The sequence below is a fragment of the Streptomyces sp. NPDC046716 genome (assembly GCF_040645755.1).
Classification (GTDB): Bacteria; Actinomycetota; Actinomycetes; order Streptomycetales; family Streptomycetaceae; genus Streptomyces.
Genome location: NZ_JBEYYU010000012.1, coordinates 30,558 through 47,884 on the forward strand (window position 1 = coordinate 30,558; position 17,327 = coordinate 47,884).

Annotated in this window: 26 protein-coding genes; all 26 read right to left on the reverse strand. The window is 67.1% G+C overall.

Annotation, left to right across the window (positions count from 1 at the left end):
* Positions 1 to 3 precede the first annotated feature (3 nt).
* The 26 genes from ABZ930_RS11875 to rplP all read right to left on the reverse strand — a co-directional run bounded on the left by ABZ930_RS11875 (position 4) and on the right by rplP (position 17,324).
* Positions 4 to 1,674, reverse strand: coding sequence for a glycosyltransferase family 39 protein (locus ABZ930_RS11875; protein WP_361545446.1), 1,671 nt, complete (start codon positions 1,672 to 1,674; stop codon positions 4 to 6).
* Complete coding sequence (locus tag ABZ930_RS11880) at positions 1,671 to 2,699, reverse strand: glycosyl hydrolase (protein WP_361545449.1); 1,029 nt, start codon at positions 2,697 to 2,699, stop codon at positions 1,671 to 1,673. The genes ABZ930_RS11875 and ABZ930_RS11880 overlap by 4 nt, the downstream gene beginning before the upstream one ends.
* The gene (locus tag ABZ930_RS11885) at positions 2,699 to 4,285 is read right to left on the reverse strand and encodes a cellulose synthase catalytic subunit (protein WP_361545452.1); all 1,587 of its coding nucleotides are present in this window, start codon (positions 4,283 to 4,285) and stop codon (positions 2,699 to 2,701) included. Before ABZ930_RS11885 ends, ABZ930_RS11880 begins: the two co-directional genes overlap by 1 nt.
* 116 nt (positions 4,286 to 4,401) lie before the next feature.
* A complete protein-coding gene (truA, locus tag ABZ930_RS11890; protein WP_361545455.1) occupies positions 4,402 to 5,256 on the reverse strand; it encodes a tRNA pseudouridine(38-40) synthase TruA in 855 nt (284 codons plus the stop codon).
* A gap of 141 nt (positions 5,257 to 5,397) precedes the next feature.
* Positions 5,398 to 5,898, reverse strand: coding sequence for a 50S ribosomal protein L17 (rplQ, locus tag ABZ930_RS11895; RefSeq protein WP_361545458.1), 501 nt, complete (start codon positions 5,896 to 5,898; stop codon positions 5,398 to 5,400).
* 193 nt (positions 5,899 to 6,091) lie between these two features.
* Entirely contained in the window at positions 6,092 to 7,114 is a 1,023-nt protein-coding gene (locus tag ABZ930_RS11900) for a DNA-directed RNA polymerase subunit alpha (RefSeq protein ID WP_003966937.1), read from the reverse strand.
* A 124-nt stretch (positions 7,115 to 7,238) separates the two neighbouring features.
* Positions 7,239 to 7,643, reverse strand: a complete 405-nt coding sequence (gene rpsK, locus ABZ930_RS11905; RefSeq protein ID WP_003948617.1) for a 30S ribosomal protein S11 — start codon at positions 7,641 to 7,643, stop codon at positions 7,239 to 7,241.
* A 64-nt stretch (positions 7,644 to 7,707) separates the two neighbouring features.
* A complete protein-coding gene (gene rpsM, locus ABZ930_RS11910; RefSeq protein ID WP_111663858.1) occupies positions 7,708 to 8,088 on the reverse strand; it encodes a 30S ribosomal protein S13 in 381 nt (126 codons plus the stop codon).
* Positions 8,089 to 8,286: 198 nt separating this feature from the next.
* Entirely contained in the window at positions 8,287 to 8,400 is a 114-nt protein-coding gene (rpmJ, locus tag ABZ930_RS11915; RefSeq protein WP_003974245.1) for a 50S ribosomal protein L36, read from the reverse strand.
* A gap of 59 nt (positions 8,401 to 8,459) precedes the next feature.
* Positions 8,460 to 8,681: a translation initiation factor IF-1 gene (gene infA / locus ABZ930_RS11920; RefSeq protein ID WP_003948620.1), complete on the reverse strand. Its 222-nt coding sequence runs from the start codon at positions 8,679 to 8,681 to the stop codon at positions 8,460 to 8,462.
* 169 nt (positions 8,682 to 8,850) lie between these two features.
* Positions 8,851 to 9,687 carry a type I methionyl aminopeptidase gene (map, locus tag ABZ930_RS11925; RefSeq protein ID WP_111663857.1) on the reverse strand — a complete coding sequence of 279 codons (837 nt, stop codon included), beginning with the start codon at positions 9,685 to 9,687 and terminating at the stop codon, positions 8,851 to 8,853.
* Between the two features lie 108 nt (positions 9,688 to 9,795).
* On the reverse strand, positions 9,796 to 10,443 hold the full coding sequence (locus tag ABZ930_RS11930; protein ID WP_111663856.1) for an adenylate kinase: 648 nt from the start codon (positions 10,441 to 10,443) through the stop codon (positions 9,796 to 9,798).
* Complete coding sequence (gene secY, locus ABZ930_RS11935; RefSeq protein WP_361545463.1) at positions 10,443 to 11,756, reverse strand: preprotein translocase subunit SecY; 1,314 nt, start codon at positions 11,754 to 11,756, stop codon at positions 10,443 to 10,445. The genes ABZ930_RS11930 and secY overlap by 1 nt, the downstream gene beginning before the upstream one ends.
* Positions 11,757 to 11,993: 237 nt before the next feature.
* Positions 11,994 to 12,449, reverse strand: a complete 456-nt coding sequence (rplO, locus tag ABZ930_RS11940; RefSeq protein ID WP_361545466.1) for a 50S ribosomal protein L15 — start codon at positions 12,447 to 12,449, stop codon at positions 11,994 to 11,996.
* Positions 12,450 to 12,451: 2 nt separating this feature from the next.
* Complete coding sequence (gene rpmD, locus ABZ930_RS11945) at positions 12,452 to 12,631, reverse strand: 50S ribosomal protein L30 (RefSeq protein WP_052580766.1); 180 nt, start codon at positions 12,629 to 12,631, stop codon at positions 12,452 to 12,454.
* On the reverse strand, positions 12,631 to 13,236 hold the full coding sequence (gene rpsE, locus ABZ930_RS11950; protein WP_111663853.1) for a 30S ribosomal protein S5: 606 nt from the start codon (positions 13,234 to 13,236) through the stop codon (positions 12,631 to 12,633). The genes rpmD and rpsE overlap by 1 nt, the downstream gene beginning before the upstream one ends.
* Before the next feature lie 41 nt (positions 13,237 to 13,277).
* The gene (gene rplR, locus ABZ930_RS11955; RefSeq protein WP_018528362.1) at positions 13,278 to 13,661 is read right to left on the reverse strand and encodes a 50S ribosomal protein L18; all 384 of its coding nucleotides are present in this window, start codon (positions 13,659 to 13,661) and stop codon (positions 13,278 to 13,280) included.
* A 3-nt stretch (positions 13,662 to 13,664) separates the two neighbouring features.
* Positions 13,665 to 14,204, reverse strand: coding sequence for a 50S ribosomal protein L6 (rplF, locus tag ABZ930_RS11960; protein ID WP_361545470.1), 540 nt, complete (start codon positions 14,202 to 14,204; stop codon positions 13,665 to 13,667).
* A gap of 24 nt (positions 14,205 to 14,228) precedes the next feature.
* Entirely contained in the window at positions 14,229 to 14,627 is a 399-nt protein-coding gene (gene rpsH / locus ABZ930_RS11965; protein WP_018528360.1) for a 30S ribosomal protein S8, read from the reverse strand.
* 213 nt (positions 14,628 to 14,840) lie between these two features.
* On the reverse strand, positions 14,841 to 15,026 hold the full coding sequence (locus ABZ930_RS11970; protein WP_003956452.1) for a type Z 30S ribosomal protein S14: 186 nt from the start codon (positions 15,024 to 15,026) through the stop codon (positions 14,841 to 14,843).
* 5 nt (positions 15,027 to 15,031) lie between these two features.
* Positions 15,032 to 15,589: a 50S ribosomal protein L5 gene (gene rplE, locus ABZ930_RS11975; RefSeq protein WP_018528359.1), complete on the reverse strand. Its 558-nt coding sequence runs from the start codon at positions 15,587 to 15,589 to the stop codon at positions 15,032 to 15,034.
* A complete protein-coding gene (gene rplX, locus ABZ930_RS11980; protein ID WP_016645174.1) occupies positions 15,589 to 15,912 on the reverse strand; it encodes a 50S ribosomal protein L24 in 324 nt (107 codons plus the stop codon). The genes rplE and rplX overlap by 1 nt, the downstream gene beginning before the upstream one ends.
* A gap of 2 nt (positions 15,913 to 15,914) precedes the next feature.
* On the reverse strand, positions 15,915 to 16,283 hold the full coding sequence (gene rplN, locus ABZ930_RS11985; RefSeq protein ID WP_003974257.1) for a 50S ribosomal protein L14: 369 nt from the start codon (positions 16,281 to 16,283) through the stop codon (positions 15,915 to 15,917).
* A gap of 113 nt (positions 16,284 to 16,396) precedes the next feature.
* The gene (rpsQ, locus tag ABZ930_RS11990; protein ID WP_111663851.1) at positions 16,397 to 16,681 is read right to left on the reverse strand and encodes a 30S ribosomal protein S17; all 285 of its coding nucleotides are present in this window, start codon (positions 16,679 to 16,681) and stop codon (positions 16,397 to 16,399) included.
* Positions 16,681 to 16,905, reverse strand: coding sequence for a 50S ribosomal protein L29 (gene rpmC / locus ABZ930_RS11995; RefSeq protein ID WP_010036720.1), 225 nt, complete (start codon positions 16,903 to 16,905; stop codon positions 16,681 to 16,683). Before rpmC ends, rpsQ begins: the two co-directional genes overlap by 1 nt.
* A complete protein-coding gene (gene rplP, locus ABZ930_RS12000) occupies positions 16,905 to 17,324 on the reverse strand; it encodes a 50S ribosomal protein L16 (RefSeq protein ID WP_055553500.1) in 420 nt (139 codons plus the stop codon). Before rplP ends, rpmC begins: the two co-directional genes overlap by 1 nt.
* Positions 17,325 to 17,327 lie beyond the last annotated feature (3 nt).

Here is a 17,327-nt window from a genome sequence, read left to right on the forward strand (position 1 = left end):
CGCTCAGTGCGCGGTCCTGACCCAGATCCGGTACCGGCCGGTGCCGGCGGAGTTGCGGAACGGCAGGGCGCCCAGCAGCCGGTAGTGGGCGTTGCCCCTGACCGCGGCCGCGACGATGTCGTCGACCCGGGGATTGGTCAGTCCGTCGAGGACGATCAGGTCGAACGCGCCGTCGCGGACCGCGGAGCGGTAGGCGTCGTCCCCGGCGTGGTACCCGCCCTTCCTGTCCTTGTACTCCATGCCGAAGACGCTCTGCCACTGCCGGTGACTGGTCTTCCCGCGCAGGTAGTAGGCGGGCACTTCGGGCGTCGAGCTCAGATAGCGCCCCTCCGCGTCCACCCGCGGGGAGATCGTCCGGATCATCCGCGTGGAGTCGGGCCAGAGGCCGAACCGCCAGTCCGCCTGCTGGATGCCCAGACAGAGCGCCGTCGTCCACAGCAGTATGCCGAGCTGGGGATGGCGGAAGTGCGCGCCGATCAGCCGGGTCACACCGACGCCCGCCATCGGCGCCGCGAAGAACAGCCCGAACCCGATGTGCTTGAACAGCGACACCACGGTCGCCAGATGGATCTGGTAGGCGGGCGCGAGCAGCGCGGTGCCGCACAGCAGCAGCCCGAGCAGCACCCGCCAGCTCCGGCCCGGGTTGCCGAGCCTGCGGGCGAGCGGCGACTCGTTCAGCCGGCTGCGCCACACGTACGAGACCGCGCCGCCGACCGCGGTGAGGAACATCAGGCCACCCCACTCGGCGGACTGTTCGAGCAGGTAGCGGGTGCCGTCGCTGCCGTGGACACGGTTGGTCGTGGTCTGCTGGACACCGGCGAGCAGATCGGTGGCGTGCGCGCCCGCGGCGAGCAGGCCGCCGGTGCTGAGCGCCAGCAGCAGCACCCGGAGGATCGCGGATCCGGCGCCGCGCCGCGGCCACGCCGTGAGCAGCGCGAGCCCCAGAATCGTCGGCAGGTACAGGGCGGACGCGTACTTCACGCCGACGGCGAGCACGGCGACGGGCGTGGCGAGCAGCACCGCGACGGCGGGCAGCCGGTCGGTGCGCACCACGATCCAGGTGGCCACCGCGAGCAGGAACAACGCCATCGCGTCGTACGTCGCGTAGTGCCCCATGACGATCGTGGACTGCATGACGGCGAACAGCCCGGCCGCGGCGAGCGCCGCCCGCTCGCTGAAGAGGCGCCGCGTGATCGTGTACAGCAGGCCCGTGGTGCACAGCATGAGGACGAGGCTCAGCGAGCGCGCCCCGGCCAGCCCGAACCGCCCGTCGACCACGGCCGCGAGCACCGGGTACAGCTGCGGCGAACCCGAGAAGTAGGCCGCGTAGTCCTTCGGCAGCGGGGTGCCGTGGAGCAGGTGCGCGATCTCGGCGTGCCCGGCGGTCAGATACAGCGCCTCGTCCTGGAACGCGGTGTTGGACAGCCGCAGCGACAGGACCGCCTGGATCGCCATGATCAGGAACAGCACGCCCCGGCTGACCCAGGCGCGGCGGCCGCTGGCGGCCATGTCCCAGCCGGCCTCGGGCGTCTCGGGTATCTCGTAGCCCGGCTCGGGTGCGACGGCCGCCGGCGGCGGCGTCACGGTCCGTAGCGCGTACGTCTCGTCGTCGGGTCTGCGCGGCGACGGCACGCGGAACGGCTCCGGCAGGAAGGAGGCGCCGCCCGCGTTCATCGCGGATTCCGGACGTCGAAGCCGAAGCGGTCGTCGGCGGCGAGCTTCCTGAACAGTTCGAGGCCCGACGGGCTCGCCTCGAGCCGCCAGTCGGCGCGCTTGTCGTAGTTGAACCAGACGAACCCGATGACGTCGTCGTCGCCCTCGACGCCCTCGAACAGGTGGCGCACGTCCGCGGGGCGCCGGGCCCCCGGGTCCGCGGCGGTCTCCAGGAGCAGCACCGGCTTCGCGGTGAAGTCCCGGACCTCCCGGATCGTGCGGCCGAAGACGGCGTCGAACGAGGTCGCCCGCGGACCCGAGAAGTAGCCGACCAGGCCCACCCAGTCCACGTACGCGTCACCCGGGTAGTAGGGCTTCAGCCGCACGTCCGGCATCGGCTCGACGACGTTCGGCGACCAGGCCCAGATCACGTTCGTGGCACCGGCCGCGGCGAACGTGTCGTGGATGTGCCGCCAGGCGGCGACGTACTGCCGCGGGGTGACGTGCCGGGTGCCCCACTTCTCCCAGGGGCCGTTCATCTCGTCGGCGAAGTCGATGACGACGGGCAGGTTCAGCTTCCGCACCGCGGCCGCGTACGACTTCAGGTACGTGTCCTCCTTGCCCGCGGCGATGTCGGCGAGCGTCACGTCGAAGGGCTCCCAGGACATCAGCGTCAGCGCGCCCGTGCCCCAGGCGTTGCGCACCCCGGCGGCGTTGAAGCCGTCGCCCCAGGCCGCGTAGTACTCCACGAGGTTGGGCCGCTTGCCGGTCATGCTCGTGTACGCCTCGACGGGCTTCATCGAGGTCGGGGCGCCGTCGACGGCCGCGCCGAAGTACTTCCCGGCGGGCTCGATCAGCGGGGCCACGTCGTACGGCGCCCGCGCCTCGGCCGGCGCCGACGGACCGCCGTCACCGCCGCGCGGACCCGAACCGGCTCTTTCCGTACCGGAGTTGCCGCCGCCCAGGGAGCAGCCGCCGAGCGCGAGGACCGCGGCCAGGACGAGCCCCGTGCCGCGCAGGGCCTTCCGAGTCGTACGCGTCGGCATCACGTGGCTCTCTCCGCTCGGGGCTGCACGAGGACCCGGCCCACGACGAGGGCGTAGAACAGGCCGGAGGACAGGATCAGGGCGAAGTCGGGGGCGTTCATGGTGAGCATCCGCCAGACCGCGGCGCCCACCCACAGCACCGCGGTGCCGCCGCTCCACACCCACATGCCGATCCAGAACCTGCGGGTCCTGTCCGTCTTCGCGCCGGAGGAGCCGGTGGCCCGCCAGCCGACGCGGTTCTTGCGCAGGATGTCCCAGATGGCGAAGACGTGCGCCCAGCCGTACATCATGCGGGCGGCCCAGGCCTCCAGGCGGTAGGGCGTCCGGTGCCACATCGGGAAGACGATCGTGGTGTAGACGATGCTCGGGAGCACCAGGTGCAGGTTCTCGACCAGCAGCTTGCCGGGCAGGACGAGCAGCAGCACCAGCGGCACGACGGGGGCGGCGAAGGTGAACACCGCCGTGTGGATGTAGTAGAGGAACCCGGACAGGTAACAGAGCCGGGTCGACAGGCTGATCCTCTGCTGCCAGAACTTGGCGCTGCCCAGCAGGCTCATGGAGCCCGAGCACCACCGGTACTGCTGGTTGAAGAAGGCGCCCGCGCTGTCCGGGCACACCCCGGTGGACAGGGCGACCGGCACGTACCGCAGGTCCCAGCCGAGGCCCCGCAGATCGAACCCGGTGTGCACGTCCTCGGAGTGCTCGATGAGGGTGCTCCCGCCGTTGGCCTCCAGGGCGGTCCGCCGGTACACGGCACAACTGCCCACGCAGATGGCGCCGTCACTGCCCTGCCGGGACACCTGCACCGACCGGTAGAACAGCTCCTGCACGGCACCGGCGCCGCGCTCTATCCAGTTCTGCGAGTCGAGCACCCGGAAGTACTGCGGGGACTGCACGATGCCGACGCGGTCGTCGGACTCCAGGTAGGGCAGCAGTTCCTGGAGCAGATCGGCGCGCGGGGTGAAGTCGGCGTCCAGGATCAGGATGTACGTGCCGTCGGAGCGGCCGAAGCCGAAGTGCAGATTGCCGGCCTTCTTGAACCAGCCCCGGTTCTCCCGGGTGCCGTACCGGAACCCGAAGTCCCGTGCCATGGCGGCCAGTTCGGGGCTCGCGCCGTCGTCCAGGACGAACGGTACGCACGCGCCCGGGTAGCGGTCGGCCATCGCCCGTACGTGCCGCCAGGTGTTGTGGAGCACCTGGATCGGCTCCCCGCACACCGGCAGGAAGACGTCGACGGACGGATGGCTCTCGGGCCGCCAGCTCCGCACCAGCCGGCGGTGGTGCTTGAGGTCGAAGTCCCGGGAGAAGCCGTTCACCCGCAGCGACACGAGGTAGTAGACGACGGTGAACAGCAGCAGCGGCGAGTACGCCCACAACAGCGGTGCGGACCAGGCCAGTTCGACCTGGCTGACCGCCAGGCAGCAGAAGCTGACGAGCGAGCCGAGCGTCAGGACCCACAGCCGCCGACGGGCATAGGAGTACTTCTCCCTGTCCGAGGGCGGCAGCGGCAGCAGCCCGAAGTGCTCGACGTCATGCCGAGGTGCGGCGCGGCGTCCCCTGGTCCGCACCGAAGTGAATGAAGCCATCGACGGAAACCCCCCAGGTCCCGCGCAACCACATTGTCACCCGACCACCCCATTCGTTTCCCCGTGGCCGGATCGCGGAAGCATATCCAAGTTGCCTGGGATGTACACGAGTTACGTCAGCAACAGCCCGCCCCCGGCAGCGTCCGCTTGTTGCGCGCCTCGCGGTTGCGGGCGGCGAGCAGCTCGTCGGCCGGGTAGCCGACCTCCTCGAGCGTGAGCCCGTGCGGCCGCACCACGTGCACGGCGGAGTCCCGCACCCCGGCGGCGAGCACCTTGCCCGGCCAGTCCGGTCCCCGGTGTCCGTCGCCGACGAACAGCAGCGCGCCGATCAGCGAGCGCACCATGTTGTGGCAGAAGGCGTCGGCGCGCACGGTCGCGGTGATGATCCCGTCGTCCCCGCGCACGAGGCTCAGCGCCTGGAGGGTCCGGATGGTGGTGGCACCCTCGCGCCGCTTGCAGTACGCGGCGAAGTCGTGCTCCCCGAGCAGCTCCGCCGCGGCCGCGTTCATGGCCTCGACGTCCAGCGGCCAGTCGTGCCACAGCACATGCCCCCGCAGCAGCGGGTCGACGCCGCCCGGGTGGTCGGTCACGCGGTACGCGTAGCGCCGCCACACGGCGGAGAACCGCGCGTTGAACCCGCTCGGCGCGGGCGCCACGGACCACACCCGTACGTCCTTGGGCAGCCGTCCGGCGAGCCGCTTCAGCAGCTTCTCCTCGTGCTCGGCCCACACGCTCTCCGGCAGGTCGACGTGCGCCACCTGCCCGCGCGCGTGCACCCCGGCGTCGGTGCGTCCGGCCACGGTCAGCTCGTACGTCGTCTCCGACCGGGTCACGGTCCGCAGCGCGCTCTCGATCTCCCCCTGCACGGTCCGCCGCCCGCCGGCCTGCTTGGCCCACCCGGAGAAGTCGCTGCCGTCGTAACTCAGGTCGAGCCGTACCCGCACGAACCCGTCTGCTGCTTCATCACTCACCCGAAGATCCTCTCAGCAACACGAAGCGGGCCCGCCCCCTAGGGAACGGACCCGCTACGAAGCGCCCCTAAGGGGCGCGGGGAACTGCGCGATCAGCCACGGAGGACCCGCAGCCGCGAACGCACAGCCCCCGGCAGACGACTAGGCGTCCTTGGACTCCTCAGCGGCGGCCTCGGCCGGCTTGGCGTCCTCGACGACCTCGGCGGCCGGAGCGGCGGCCTCGGTGTCCTTGGCGGCACGCTTGGTGGCGGCCTCGGCCTCACCAGTGGCCTGCTGCGCGACCGTCAGGGCCTCGACCAGCTCGATGACAGCCATGGGCGCGTTGTCGCCACGGCGGTTACCGATCTTGGTGATACGGGTGTAACCACCCGGACGGTTCTCGTAGCGCGGGGCGATCTCGGTGAAGAGCGTGTGGACGACGCTCTTGTCCGTGATGACCGTGAGCACCTGACGGCGGTTGTGAAGGTCGCCCTTCTTCGCCTTGGTGACCAGACGCTCCGCGTACGGGCGCAGACGACGGGCCTTGGCCTCGGTCGTCGTGATCTTGCCGTGCTCGAAGAGCGACTTCGCGAGGTTCGCGAGGAGCAGCTTCTCGTGCGCAGCGCTGCCGCCCAGACGGGCACCCTTGGCGGGCTTCGGCATGATGTTTCTCCTTGGTGTCTGCCCCGGCCGTATCAGGTACCGGAGTCAGTGTCCGAGCAGACGGCCGTCTGTCGGAGATCCGAGCGCCCCTTTCGAGGCGCCCGGAGGATCCGCGCCCCGTCAGGGGCGCGGGGAACTGCGCGACCAGCCACGACGGACCGGCAGTCGAAGAACCGGCTCCCAGCGGAGCGGCTCAGTACTGCTCGGTCTCGACGAAGCCCGCGTCGGCGTCGTCGTCGGCACCGAAGGCGTCGGCGGCGGCGGTCGGGTCGAACCCGGGAGGCGAGTCCTTCAGGGCGAGACCCATGCCGGCGAGCTTGGCCTTGACCTCGTCGATCGACTTCGCACCGAAGTTGCGGATGTCGAGCAGGTCCGCCTCGGAGCGGGCGACGAGCTCACCCACGGAGTGGATGCCCTCGCGCTTGAGGCAGTTGTACGACCGAACGGTGAGCTCGAGCTCCTCGATCGGCAGCGCCAGATCGGCGGCCAGGGCGGCGTCCGTCGGGGACGGACCCATGTCGATGCCCTCGGCGTCGATGTTCAGCTCGCGGGCGAGACCGAACAGCTCGACCAGCGTCTTACCGGCAGACGCCATGGCGTCACGGGGACGCATGGCCTGCTTGGTCTCGACGTCGACGATCAGCTTGTCGAAGTCGGTGCGCTGCTCGACACGCGTGGCCTCGACCTTGTACGTGACCTTGAGAACCGGCGAGTAGATCGAGTCGACCGGGATGCGCCCGATCTCCTGACCGACCTGCTTGTTCTGCACCGCGGAGACGTAGCCGCGACCGCGCTCGACGGTCAGCTCCATCTCCAGCTTGCCCTTGCCGTTGAGCGTGGCGAGGACGAGGTCGGGGTTGTGCACCTCGACACCGGCCGGGGGCGCGATGTCGGCGGCGGTGACCAGACCCGGGCCCTGCTTGCGCAGGTACATCACGACCGGCTCGTCGTGCTCCGAGGAGACGACCAGCTGCTTGATGTTGAGGATCAGGTCGGTGACGTCCTCCTTGACGCCCGGCACGGTGGTGAACTCGTGCAGGACACCGTCGATGCGGATGCTGGTGACAGCAGCGCCGGGGATCGACGAGAGGAGGGTGCGGCGGAGGGAGTTGCCGAGGGTGTAGCCGAAGCCCGGCTCCAGCGGCTCGATCACGAACCGGGAGCGGAACTCGTCGACGACCTCTTCGGTCAGCGAGGGACGCTGAGCAATCAGCATGTTGCGATCCTTCAGTCAGGGGCACCCACTATTTGATGCCCTGAGGTAGTACAAGGGTACGGGCGGCACGACCCGAAGGAGCCGTACCGCCCGAAAACCTCAGACCAAGCAGTCGTACGTCAGATCAGACGCGGCGACGCTTGGGCGGACGGCAGCCGTTGTGCGGGGTGGGCGTGACGTCCTGGATGGAGCCGACCTCAAGACCGGTCGCCTGAAGCGAACGGATGGCGGTCTCGCGACCCGAACCCGGGCCCTTGACGAACACGTCGACCTTGCGCATGCCGTGCTCCTGCGCGCGGCGGGCGGCCGACTCGGCGGCCATCTGCGCGGCGAAGGGGGTCGACTTGCGCGAGCCCTTGAAGCCCACGTGGCCGGCGGAGGCCCACGAGATCACGTTGCCGGTCGGGTCCGTGATGGACACGATCGTGTTGTTGAACGTGCTCTTGATGTGCGCGTGGCCGTGAGCGACGTTCTTCTTTTCCTTGCGGCGCACCTTCTTGGCAGCGCCCTGACGTCCCTTGGGGGGCATGTCGTTCTCCTACGGGAGGTGGTCGGTCCTACAGCGAAGACCGCTGAAAAGCGTCCGCTGAGGACTACTTCTTGCCCGGCTTCTTCTTGCCGGCGATGGCGCGACGCGGGCCCTTGCGGGTACGAGCGTTCGTGCTGGTGCGCTGGCCACGGACCGGCAGACCACGACGGTGGCGCAGACCCTGGTAGCAGCCGATCTCGACCTTGCGGCGGATGTCGGCCTGGATCTCGCGACGGAGGTCACCCTCGGTCTGGAAGTTCTGGTCGACGTACTCGCGGATCTTGACGAGGTCTTCCTCGCTCAGGTCGCGAACACGGATGTTGCGGTCGATACCGACCGTGTCCAGCGTCAGCTGGGCGCGCGTACGCCCGATGCCGAACACGTAGGTGAGGGCGACCTCGATGCGCTTGTCGCGCGGGAGGTCAACGCCTTCAACGCGTGCCATTCATGGCTCCTGTTGATATTCGGAGGTCTACAGCAGAACCGGTCCCAGGCGCCGTATGAGGTACGAACTGGGTCCTCAGCCTCCGACTGAGGGTGTCGCCACGGTGGAGTGATCCACCGCCGACGGGCTCTGCATATGTACTCAATGTGTTGCGTGCGTCGCGCGAATCTCTGCGAACGAACTGCAGTAAGTCGTGCGTCAGCCCTGGCGCTGCTTGTGGCGCGGGTTGTCGCAGATCACCATGACCCGGCCGTGACGGCGGATCACCCTGCACTTGTCGCAGATCTTCTTGACGCTCGGCTTGACCTTCATGGGTGAGGTTCTCCGGGTCAGTTGCCGGCGGCCCGCAGGAAGCGGGACTCGGGCAAGATCTACTTGTACCGGTAGACGATCCGGCCACGCGTCAGGTCGTACGGAGACAGCTCCACCACGACCCGGTCGTCAGGGAGGATACGGATGTAGTGCATGCGCATCTTGCCGCTGATGTGTGCCAGGACCTGGTGGCCGTTCTGGAGCTCGACCTTGAACATGGCGTTCGGAAGAGACTCGACGACAGTGCCCTCGATCTCGATGGCACCTTGCTTCTTGGCCACGCTTCGCCCTTCGAATCGACTACCTTGATCGACTCCCGCTTCGCATGCAGACATGCCAATACACGAGAGCCGACGCGTCAGTCTACGTCAGTACCCCCGGAAAGACGAATCCAGGGATTCTCCCCTACCAGAGAGATCACTAAGCCCGCCACTCGGGCGTCTTTTCACTTCACCCCAACGGGTCGGGCGCCGCCGTGATCCCCATTTCCGCCAGCTTCGCCTTGCCTCCATCGGGGGCCGTCAGTACGAGCGGGCCCTCCTCGGTCACCGCGACCGAGTGCTCCCAGTGCGAGGACCAGGTGCCGTCCGTGGAGACGACCGTCCAGTCGTCCTCCAGGACCGCGGTGCGCGGGGTGCCCAGGGCGACCATCGGCTCGATGGCGAGGCAGAAGCCGGGGACCAGCTTCGGGCCCTTTCCGCGGCGCCGCTCGACGTAGTTCAGCAGGTGCGGGTCCATGTGCATCTCGGTGCCGATGCCGTGGCCGCCGTAGTCCTCGACGATGCCGTACTTGCCGCCGCCGGGCTTGGGCTGGCGGCGGATGTACGTCTCGATCGCGCGGGAGATGTCCACCAGGCGGTTACCGGCCTTCATGGCCGCGATACCGGCCCACATCGACTCCTCGGTCACCCGGGACAGCTCGATCAGCTCCGGAGCGTGACCCGAGCCGACGAACGCGGTGTACGCGGCGTCGCCGTGCCAGCCGTCCACGATCGCGCCGCAGTCGATGGAGATGATGTCGCCGTCCTCCAGGACGACCTTCTCGCTCGGGATGCCGTGGACCACGACCTCGTTCTTCGAGGTGCAGATGGTGGCGGGGAAGCCCCCGTAGCCCAGGAAGTTCGACTTCGCGCCGTGCTCGTCGAGCACCTTGCGGGCCACCTCGTCCAGGTCCCGGGTGGTGGCGCCGGGCACGGCCGCCTCACGGGTCGCGGCGTGGATCGCCGCGACGACAAGCCCCGCCTCCCGCATCTTGCGAATCTGGTCGGGGGTCTTGATCTGCACCATGGGGGCCTGCGCTCTCCGTCATCCGATACGTGGTGTACGTACACCAACACTAAGGCCGCGGCCCCCCGGACGGGGAACCGCGGCCTCAGCCACGTACAACAAGGGGCGTCAGCGGCCCAGGGCCTCCATGGCCCGCGCCGTGACCTCCTCGACCTTGCCGAGGGCGGAGATCGTCACGACGAGCCCCTGCTCCCGGTAGTAGTCGATGATCGGCTCGGTCTGCGTGTGGTAGACCTCGAGCCGCTTGCGGACGGTCTCTTCCTTGTCGTCGTCGCGCTGGTACAGCTCCCCGCCGCAGACGTCACAGACGCCCTCGGCCTCGGGCTGCTTGTACACGACGTGGAAGACGTGCGCAGAGTCGTTGCGGCAGATGCGGCGGCCGGCGATGCGCTTGACCACCTCGTCCTCGGGGACCTCCAGGTCCAGAACCGCGTCCAGCTTCACGTCGTCGGCCTTGAGGGCGACGTCGAGCGCCTCGGCCTGCGAGACGTTGCGAGGGAAGCCGTCGAGCAGGAAGCCGTTCACGGCGTCCGGCTGCTCCATGCGGTCCTTGGCCATCCCGATGGTGACCTCGTCCGGTACCAGCTGGCCCGCGTCCATGTAGGACTTCGCCTGCTTGCCGAGATCCGTGCCCTTGCTGATGTTGGCACGGAAAAGGTCGCCCGTGGAGATGTGCGGGATCGACAGGTTCTGGGCGAGAAACGCGGCCTGCGTTCCCTTGCCAGCACCGGGCGGCCCGACGAGGACGATTCGCATCAGCGGAGGAACCCTTCGTAATTGCGCTGCTGGAGCTGGCTCTCGATCTGCTTCACCGTCTCCAGACCAACACCCACGATGATCAGGATGCTGGTGCCGCCGAAGGGGAAGTTCTGGCTTGCCCCGAAACCAACCAACGCCATCGTCGGTACGAGAGCGATCAGACCCAAGTACAGCGAACCCGGCCAGGTGATCCGGTTGAGCACATAAGAGAGGTACTCAGCGGTCGGTCGGCCAGCCCGGATGCCCGGGATGAAGCCACCATACTTCTTCATGTTGTCCGCGACTTCCTCGGGGTTGAACGAGATCGCCACGTAGAAGAACGCGAAGAAAACGATCAGGAGGAAGTACGTGACGATGTAAATCGGGTGATTTCCCTTGGTCAGGTGGTCGTCGATCCACAGCTTCCACCCCGAGTTGCCGCCTGCGAACTGGGCGACCAGGGCCGGGATGTAGAGGAGCGACGAGGCGAAGATGACAGGGATCACACCCGCCTGGTTCACCTTGAGCGGGATGTACGTAGACGTACCGCCGTAGGACCGGCGGCCGATCATGCGCTTCGCGTACTGGACCGGGATACGGCGCTGGGCCTGCTCGACGAAGACCACCAGGCCGACCATGACCAGGCCGACGAGGATGACGGTGCCGAACTCGATCCAGCCGTCGGCCAGGGAGCCGGTCTGCTTGATGGCCCACAGCGAGGCCGGGAAGCTGGCGGCGATCGAGATGAACATCAGGATCGACATGCCGTTGCCGATGCCGCGGTCGGTGATCAGCTCACCGAGCCACATCATCACGCAGGTGCCGGCGGTCATGACGATGACCATCGTGACGGTGATGAAGATCGACTGGTCGGGGACGATCTGGCTCGCGACGGAGCAGCCCTGGAAGAGCGCGCCGGTCCGGGCGGTGGCCACCAGGCCGGTGCCCTGAAGGATGGCGAGAGCCACGGTCAGGTAGCGCGTGTACTGCGTGATCTTCGCCGTACCGGCCTGACCCTCCTTCTTGAGGGCCTCCAGACGCGGGATCACCACGGTGAGCAGCTGCAGAATGATGCTCGCGGTGATGTACGGCATGATGCCGAGCGCGAAGACCGTGATCTGGAGCAGCGCGCCACCACTGAACATGTTGACCAGGCCGAACAGGCCGGTCGTGGAGCTGGACTGGTCCATGCACGTCTGGACACTCGAGTAATCCACTCCGGGGATCGGCACATGCGCGCCGAGCCGGTAGATCACGATGATGCCCAACGTGAAGAGCAGCTTCTTGCGCAGGTCGGGCGTCTTGAACGCCCGGGCGAACGCGGTGAGCACGGTGCCTCCTGCGACCCCCGCGCGCGTGCGTCAGAGGTGACGGTCTTGAGGATTCGACGAATACGTAACGGTCAAGGTCCGCGATTGGTGCCGGGGGCACGCAGATCCCAGAAATTAACAGCGGACGCCACCTTACCGGCGTACCTGCCCCCCTAGGAACGACCAACCGGGGATACCCCTTTTGTGGGGTATCCCCGGTCGGGATCGCTCACGTCATCGAGACGTCGTCCGATGGACTCAGACGAGCTCGGTGACCGTACCGCCGGCGGCGGTGATCTTCTCCTTGGCGGAGCCGGAGACGGCGTCGACCGTCACCTGCAGCGCCACGGAGATCTCGCCCTGGCCGAGGACCTTGACGAGGCTGTTCTTGCGGACAGCACCCTTCTCCACCAGACCCTCGACGGTGACTTCGCCACCCTCGGGGTACAGCGAGGCGAGCTTGTCCAGGTTCACGACCTGGAACTCGACCTTGAAGGGGTTCCGGAAGCCCTTCAGCTTCGGGAGACGCATGTGGAGGGGCATCTGGCCACCCTCGAAGCGCTCCGGAACCTGGTAACGGGCCTTCGTGCCCTTGGTACCACGACCGGCCGTCTTACCCTTCGACGCCTCACCGCGACCGACACGGGTCTTCGCGGTCTTGGCACCGGGGGCCGGACGGAGGTTGTGGATCTTCAGCGGGTTGTTCTCCGCCATGATCAGACCTCCTCAACCGTCACGAGGTGGCGGACGGTGTGCACCATGCCGCGGAACTCGGGGCGGTCCTCCTTGACGACCTGCGTGTTGATGCCCTTGAGACCAAGGGAACGCAGGGTGTCACGGTGGTTCTGCTTGCTGCCGATGTACGACTTCACCTGCGTGATCTTGAGCTGCGCCATTACGCACCAGCCCCGGCACGCGCACGGAGCAGAGCCGCGGGGGCGACGTCCTCGAGGGGCAGACCACGGCGGGCCGCGATCTCCTCGGGGCGCTGCAGGCCACGGAGGGCCTCCACGGTCGCGTGCACGATGTTGATCGCGTTGTCGGAGCCGAGCGACTTCGACAGGATGTCGTGAACGCCGGCGCACTCGAGCACGGCGCGCACCGGACCACCGGCGATAACACCGGTACCCGGGGACGCGGGCTTGAGCAGCACGACGCCGGCAGCCTTCTCACCCTGGATCGGGTGGGGGATGGTGCCCTGGATACGGGGGACCTTGAAGAAGTGCTTCTTGGCCTCCTCAACACCCTTGGCGATGGCGGCCGGCACCTCCTTGGCCTTGCCGTAACCGACACCCACGGTGCCGTCACCGTCGCCCACTACGACGAGCGCAGTGAAGCTGAAGCGACGACCACCCTTCACAACCTTGGCGACGCGGTTGATCGCGACAACGCGCTCAACGTACGCGGTCTTCTCGGCGGCAGCAGCGCCACCGTCGCGACCCTTCCGGTCCCGCCGCTCGCCGCCACCGGCACCGCCACCGCGGCGCTGGGGTCCAGCCATTGGAATTACCTCTCTCTGTTTCCGCTAGCTACGGAACCGGCTCAGAACTTCAGGCCGGCTTCGCGGGCGGCGTCCGCCAGGGCAGCGATGCGCCCGGCGTACTGGTTACCACCACGGTCGAACACGACAGCCTCGACACCGGCGGCCTTGGCGCGCTCGGCGACCAGGGCGCCGACCGACTTGGCCTGCGCGGACTTGTCGCCCTCGCCACCGCGGATCGAGGTGTCCAGGGTCGACGCCGACGCGAGGGTGTGACCCTTAACGTCGTCGATGACCTGGGCCACGATGTTGCGGTTCGAGCGCGTCACGACCAGACGCGGACGCTCGGCCGTACCCGAGATGTGCTTACGGATACGGATGTGGCGGCGCTTGATTGCCGCACGCTTGTAAGCGTCGCCCTTAGCGATCTTCTGACCGTATGCCATGGCTTACTTACCCGCCTTTCCGACCTTGCGGCGGATGACTTCGCCTTCGTACTTGACGCCCTTGGCCTTGTACGGGTCGGGCTTGCGCAGCTTGCGGATGTTGGCCGCAACCTCGCCGACCTTCTGCTTGTCGATGCCCTCGACCGAGAACTTGGTCGGCGACTCGACCTTGAACGAGATGCCCTCGGGCGCCTCGACCGTGATCGAGTGGCTGTAGCCGAGCGAGAACTCCAGGTTGGAGCCCTTCGCCAGGACGCGGTAACCGACACCGCTGATCTCGAGCTTCTTCACGTAACCCGTGGTCACGCCGGTGATCATGTTCGCCACCAGCGTGCGGGACAGGCCGTGCAGGGCCTTGTTCTGACGCTCGTCGTTGGGGCGGGTGACGTTCAGGACGCCGTCCTCACCCTTGGCGATCTCGATAGGCGCGACGATGGTGTGGTTCAGGTTGCCCTTGGGGCCCTTCACCGAGACCGTCTGGCCGTCGATGGTGACGTCCACGCCGGCGGGAACCGTGATGGGGAGCTTGCCAATACGCGACATAGCTGTTTCCTCCGTTCCCTTCCGCTACCAGACGTAGGCGAGGACTTCCCCACCCACGCCCTTCTTGCCTGCCTGCTGGCCGGTCAGGAGACCGTGCGACGTGGAGATGATCGCCACGCCGAGGCCGCCGAGGACCTTGGGCAGGTTGGTGGACTTCGCGTAAACGCGCAGACCCGGCTTGGAGATGCGCTTGATGCCGGCGATCGAACGCTCACGGTTCGGGCCGAACTTCAGCTCGAGGACGAGGTTCTTGCCGACCTCGGCGTCCTCGACCTTCCAGCCGGTGATGAAACCCTCCTGCTGGAGGATCTCGGCGATGTGCGACTTGATCTTGCTGTGCGGCATAGCCACGGTGTCGTGGTACGCCGAGTTCGCGTTCCGCAGACGCGTAAGCATGTCTGCGATCGGATCAGTCATGGTCATGAATTGGCCTTCGGCCTCTCTCGCCGGGGTTTCCTGTATGCGCCATCCCTCTCCCCACACAGGGGCGGGACGGGTGCGGCGCGGGGACCTACGGCGTAGTAAGTCGGTCAGGGCGGCAGAAGCGCCCAACCCTCCTAGCCTAAGCCATGAGAGCGGGGGCCACTGCCGACCCTTTACTTACCGAGAGATCCAAGCAGTCCCGAAAAGTGGGGACTACCAGGAGCTCTTGGTCACGCCCGGCAGCTCGCCACGGTGAGCCATCTCACGAAGGCACACGCGGCACAGGCCGAACTTGCGGTAGACGGAGTGCGGACGACCGCAGCGCTGGCAGCGGGTGTACGCACGCACGCCGAACTTGGGCTTGCGGGCAGCCTTCGCGATGAGAGCCTTCTTCGCCATCTCGCTTACGCCTCCTTGAACGGGAAGCCGAGGTGACGAAGGAGCGCGCGGCCCTCAGCGTCGTTGGTCGCCGTGGTGACCACGGTGATGTCCATACCCCGGACGCGGTCGATCTTGTCCTGGTCGATCTCGTGGAACATGACCTGCTCCGTGAGACCGAAGGTGTAGTTGCCACGGCCGTCGAACTGCTTGGGGGACAGACCACGGAAGTCGCGGATGCGCGGCAGCGCGAGCGACAGGGTGCGGTCCAGGAACTCCCACATGCGGTCGCCACGAAGCGTGACGTGGGCACCGATCGGCTGGCCCTCACGCAGCTTGAACTGCGCGATGGACTTGCGGGCCTTGGTGATGGCCGGCTTCTGACCCGTGATGGTGGTCAGGTCGCGGACAGCACCGTCCATGAGCTTCGAGTCACGCGCAGCGTCACCGACACCCATGTTGACCACGATCTTGACCAGGCCGGGGATCTGCATGACGTTCTCGTACGAGAACTCGTCCTGCAGCTTGCCCTTGATCTCGTCGCGGTACTTCTGCTTCAGACGCGGGGAAGTGGTGGTCGTCATCAGATGTCCTCACCCGTCCGCTTGGCAACGCGGATCTTGTTGCCTTCGTCGTCGAAGCGGTAACCGACGCGCGTCACGACCTTGTTGCCGTCCTTCTCCACGACCAGCTGGACGTTGGAGACGTGGACGGGGGCCTCGGTGGTGACGATGCCGCCGGCCTGCGAGCCGGAGGCGGTGGGGCCGGCCTTGGTGTGCTTCTTGACCCGGTTGACACCCTCGACCAGGACGCGCTCGTCGCGCGGGTAAGCGGCAATGACCTTGCCCTGCTTGCCCTTGTCCTTACCGGTGATGACCTGGACCAGGTCGCCCTTCTTGATCTTCATGCTTACAGCACCTCCGGCGCGAGCGAGATGATCTTCATGAACTTCTTCTCGCGCAGCTCACGGCCCACCGGGCCGAAGATACGGGTGCCGCGAGGGTCGCCGTCGTTCTTCAGAATGACGGCGGCGTTCTCGTCGAAGCGGATGTACGAGCCGTCCGGACGGCGGCGCTCCTTGACGGTGCGAACGATGACCGCCTTGACGACGTCACCCTTCTTCACGTTGCCACCGGGGATCGCGTCCTTGACGGTGGCGACGATGACGTCACCGATGCCCGCGTAGCGGCGACCCGAGCCACCGAGAACACGGATGGTGAGAATTTCCTTCGCACCCGTGTTGTCGGCGACGCGCAGTCGCGACTCCTGCTGGATCACGTCTATCTCCTGTTTGTCTGCCGGTTCCCCCGGGGCAGTCCAGCGAACTGCACTGCCCCGGGAGCCTGGCGGAACGAACTCTGAGGGGGATCCCCGTCAGAGAATCTTGCGAATTACTTGGCCTTCTCGAGGATCTCGACGACGCGCCAGCGCTTCGTCGCCGACAGCGGCCGGGTCTCCATGAGGAGGACACGGTCGCCGACACCGGCGGCGTTCTGCTCGTCGTGCGCCTTGAGCTTGTTCGTACGGCGGATGACCTTGCCGTACAGCGCGTGCTTGACGCGGTCCTCGACAGCGACGACGACGGTCTTGTCCATCTTGTCGCTGACAACAAGGCCCTCACGGGTCTTGCGGAAGCCGCGGGCGGCAGTCTCTTCAGTCACAGTCTTCTCGCTCATCAGGCGCTCTCCACCGTCTCGATGCCCAGCTCGCGCTCACGCATGAGGGTGTAGATCCGCGCGATGTCCTTGCGGACGGCCTTGAGCCGGCCGTGGTTCTCGAGCTGACCGGTCGCCGCCTGGAAGCGGAGGTTGAACAGCTCTTCCTTGGCCTCGCGGAGCTTGTTGAGAAGCTCCTCGTTGCCCAGCTCGCGCAGCTCGGACGCCTTGGTCCCGGCCGACATCACGCCTCACCTGCTTCGCGCTTAACGATCTTGCACTTCATCGGCAGCTTGTGGGCCGCACGAGTCAGGGCTTCACGCGCGATCTTCTCGTTGGGGTACGACAGCTCGAACATCACGCGTCCGGGCTTGACGTTGGCGATCCACCACTCCGGCGAACCCTTACCGGAACCCATGCGGGTCTCGGCAGGCTTCTTGGTGAGGGGACGGTCCGGGTAAATGTTGATCCAGACCTTGCCGCCACGCTTGATGTGACGCGTCATGGCGATACGAGCGGCCTCGATCTGACGGTTCGTCACGTACGCCGGGGTGAGGGCCTGAATGCCGTACTCACCGAACGCAACCTGCGTGCCACCCTTGGACATACCGCTGCGCTTCGGGTGGTGCTGCTTGCGGTGCTTGACCCTACGGGGGATCAGCATTTC

Bases quoted from the DNA above. Each gene is read 5' to 3' on its own strand.
- ABZ930_RS11875 (WP_361545446.1), bottom strand. From the start codon at position 1,674: ATGAACGCGGGCGGCGCCTCCTTCCTGCCGGAGCCGTTCCGCGTGCCG.
- ABZ930_RS11880 (WP_361545449.1), bottom strand. From the start codon at position 2,699: ATGCCGACGCGTACGACTCGGAAGGCCCTGCGCGGCACGGGGCTCGTC.
- ABZ930_RS11885 (WP_361545452.1), bottom strand. From the start codon at position 4,285: ATGGCTTCATTCACTTCGGTGCGGACCAGGGGACGCCGCGCCGCACCT.
- rplQ (WP_361545458.1), bottom strand. From the start codon at position 5,898: ATGCCGAAGCCCGCCAAGGGTGCCCGTCTGGGCGGCAGCGCTGCGCAC.
- ABZ930_RS11900 (WP_003966937.1), bottom strand. From the start codon at position 7,114: ATGCTGATTGCTCAGCGTCCCTCGCTGACCGAAGAGGTCGTCGACGAG.
- rpsK (WP_003948617.1), bottom strand. From the start codon at position 7,643: ATGCCCCCCAAGGGACGTCAGGGCGCTGCCAAGAAGGTGCGCCGCAAG.
- rpsM (WP_111663858.1), bottom strand. From the start codon at position 8,088: ATGGCACGCGTTGAAGGCGTTGACCTCCCGCGCGACAAGCGCATCGAG.
- rpmJ (WP_003974245.1), bottom strand. From the start codon at position 8,400: ATGAAGGTCAAGCCGAGCGTCAAGAAGATCTGCGACAAGTGCAGGGTG.
- map (WP_111663857.1), bottom strand. From the start codon at position 9,687: ATGGTGCAGATCAAGACCCCCGACCAGATTCGCAAGATGCGGGAGGCG.
- ABZ930_RS11930 (WP_111663856.1), bottom strand. From the start codon at position 10,443: ATGCGAATCGTCCTCGTCGGGCCGCCCGGTGCTGGCAAGGGAACGCAG.
- rplO (WP_361545466.1), bottom strand. From the start codon at position 12,449: ATGGCGGAGAACAACCCGCTGAAGATCCACAACCTCCGTCCGGCCCCC.
- rpmD (WP_052580766.1), bottom strand. From the start codon at position 12,631: ATGGCGCAGCTCAAGATCACGCAGGTGAAGTCGTACATCGGCAGCAAG.
- rpsE (WP_111663853.1), bottom strand. From the start codon at position 13,236: ATGGCTGGACCCCAGCGCCGCGGTGGCGGTGCCGGTGGCGGCGAGCGG.
- rplR (WP_018528362.1), bottom strand. From the start codon at position 13,661: ATGGCATACGGTCAGAAGATCGCTAAGGGCGACGCTTACAAGCGTGCG.
- rplF (WP_361545470.1), bottom strand. From the start codon at position 14,204: ATGTCGCGTATTGGCAAGCTCCCCATCACGGTTCCCGCCGGCGTGGAC.
- rpsH (WP_018528360.1), bottom strand. From the start codon at position 14,627: ATGACCATGACTGATCCGATCGCAGACATGCTTACGCGTCTGCGGAAC.
- ABZ930_RS11970 (WP_003956452.1), bottom strand. From the start codon at position 15,026: ATGGCGAAGAAGGCTCTCATCGCGAAGGCTGCCCGCAAGCCCAAGTTC.
- rplE (WP_018528359.1), bottom strand. From the start codon at position 15,589: ATGACGACCACCACTTCCCCGCGTCTGAAGCAGAAGTACCGCGACGAG.
- rplX (WP_016645174.1), bottom strand. From the start codon at position 15,912: ATGAAGATCAAGAAGGGCGACCTGGTCCAGGTCATCACCGGTAAGGAC.
- rpsQ (WP_111663851.1), bottom strand. From the start codon at position 16,681: ATGAGCGAGAAGACTGTGACTGAAGAGACTGCCGCCCGCGGCTTCCGC.
- rpmC (WP_010036720.1), bottom strand. From the start codon at position 16,905: ATGTCGGCCGGGACCAAGGCGTCCGAGCTGCGCGAGCTGGGCAACGAG.
- rplP (WP_055553500.1), bottom strand. From the start codon at position 17,324: ATGCTGATCCCCCGTAGGGTCAAGCACCGCAAGCAGCACCACCCGAAG.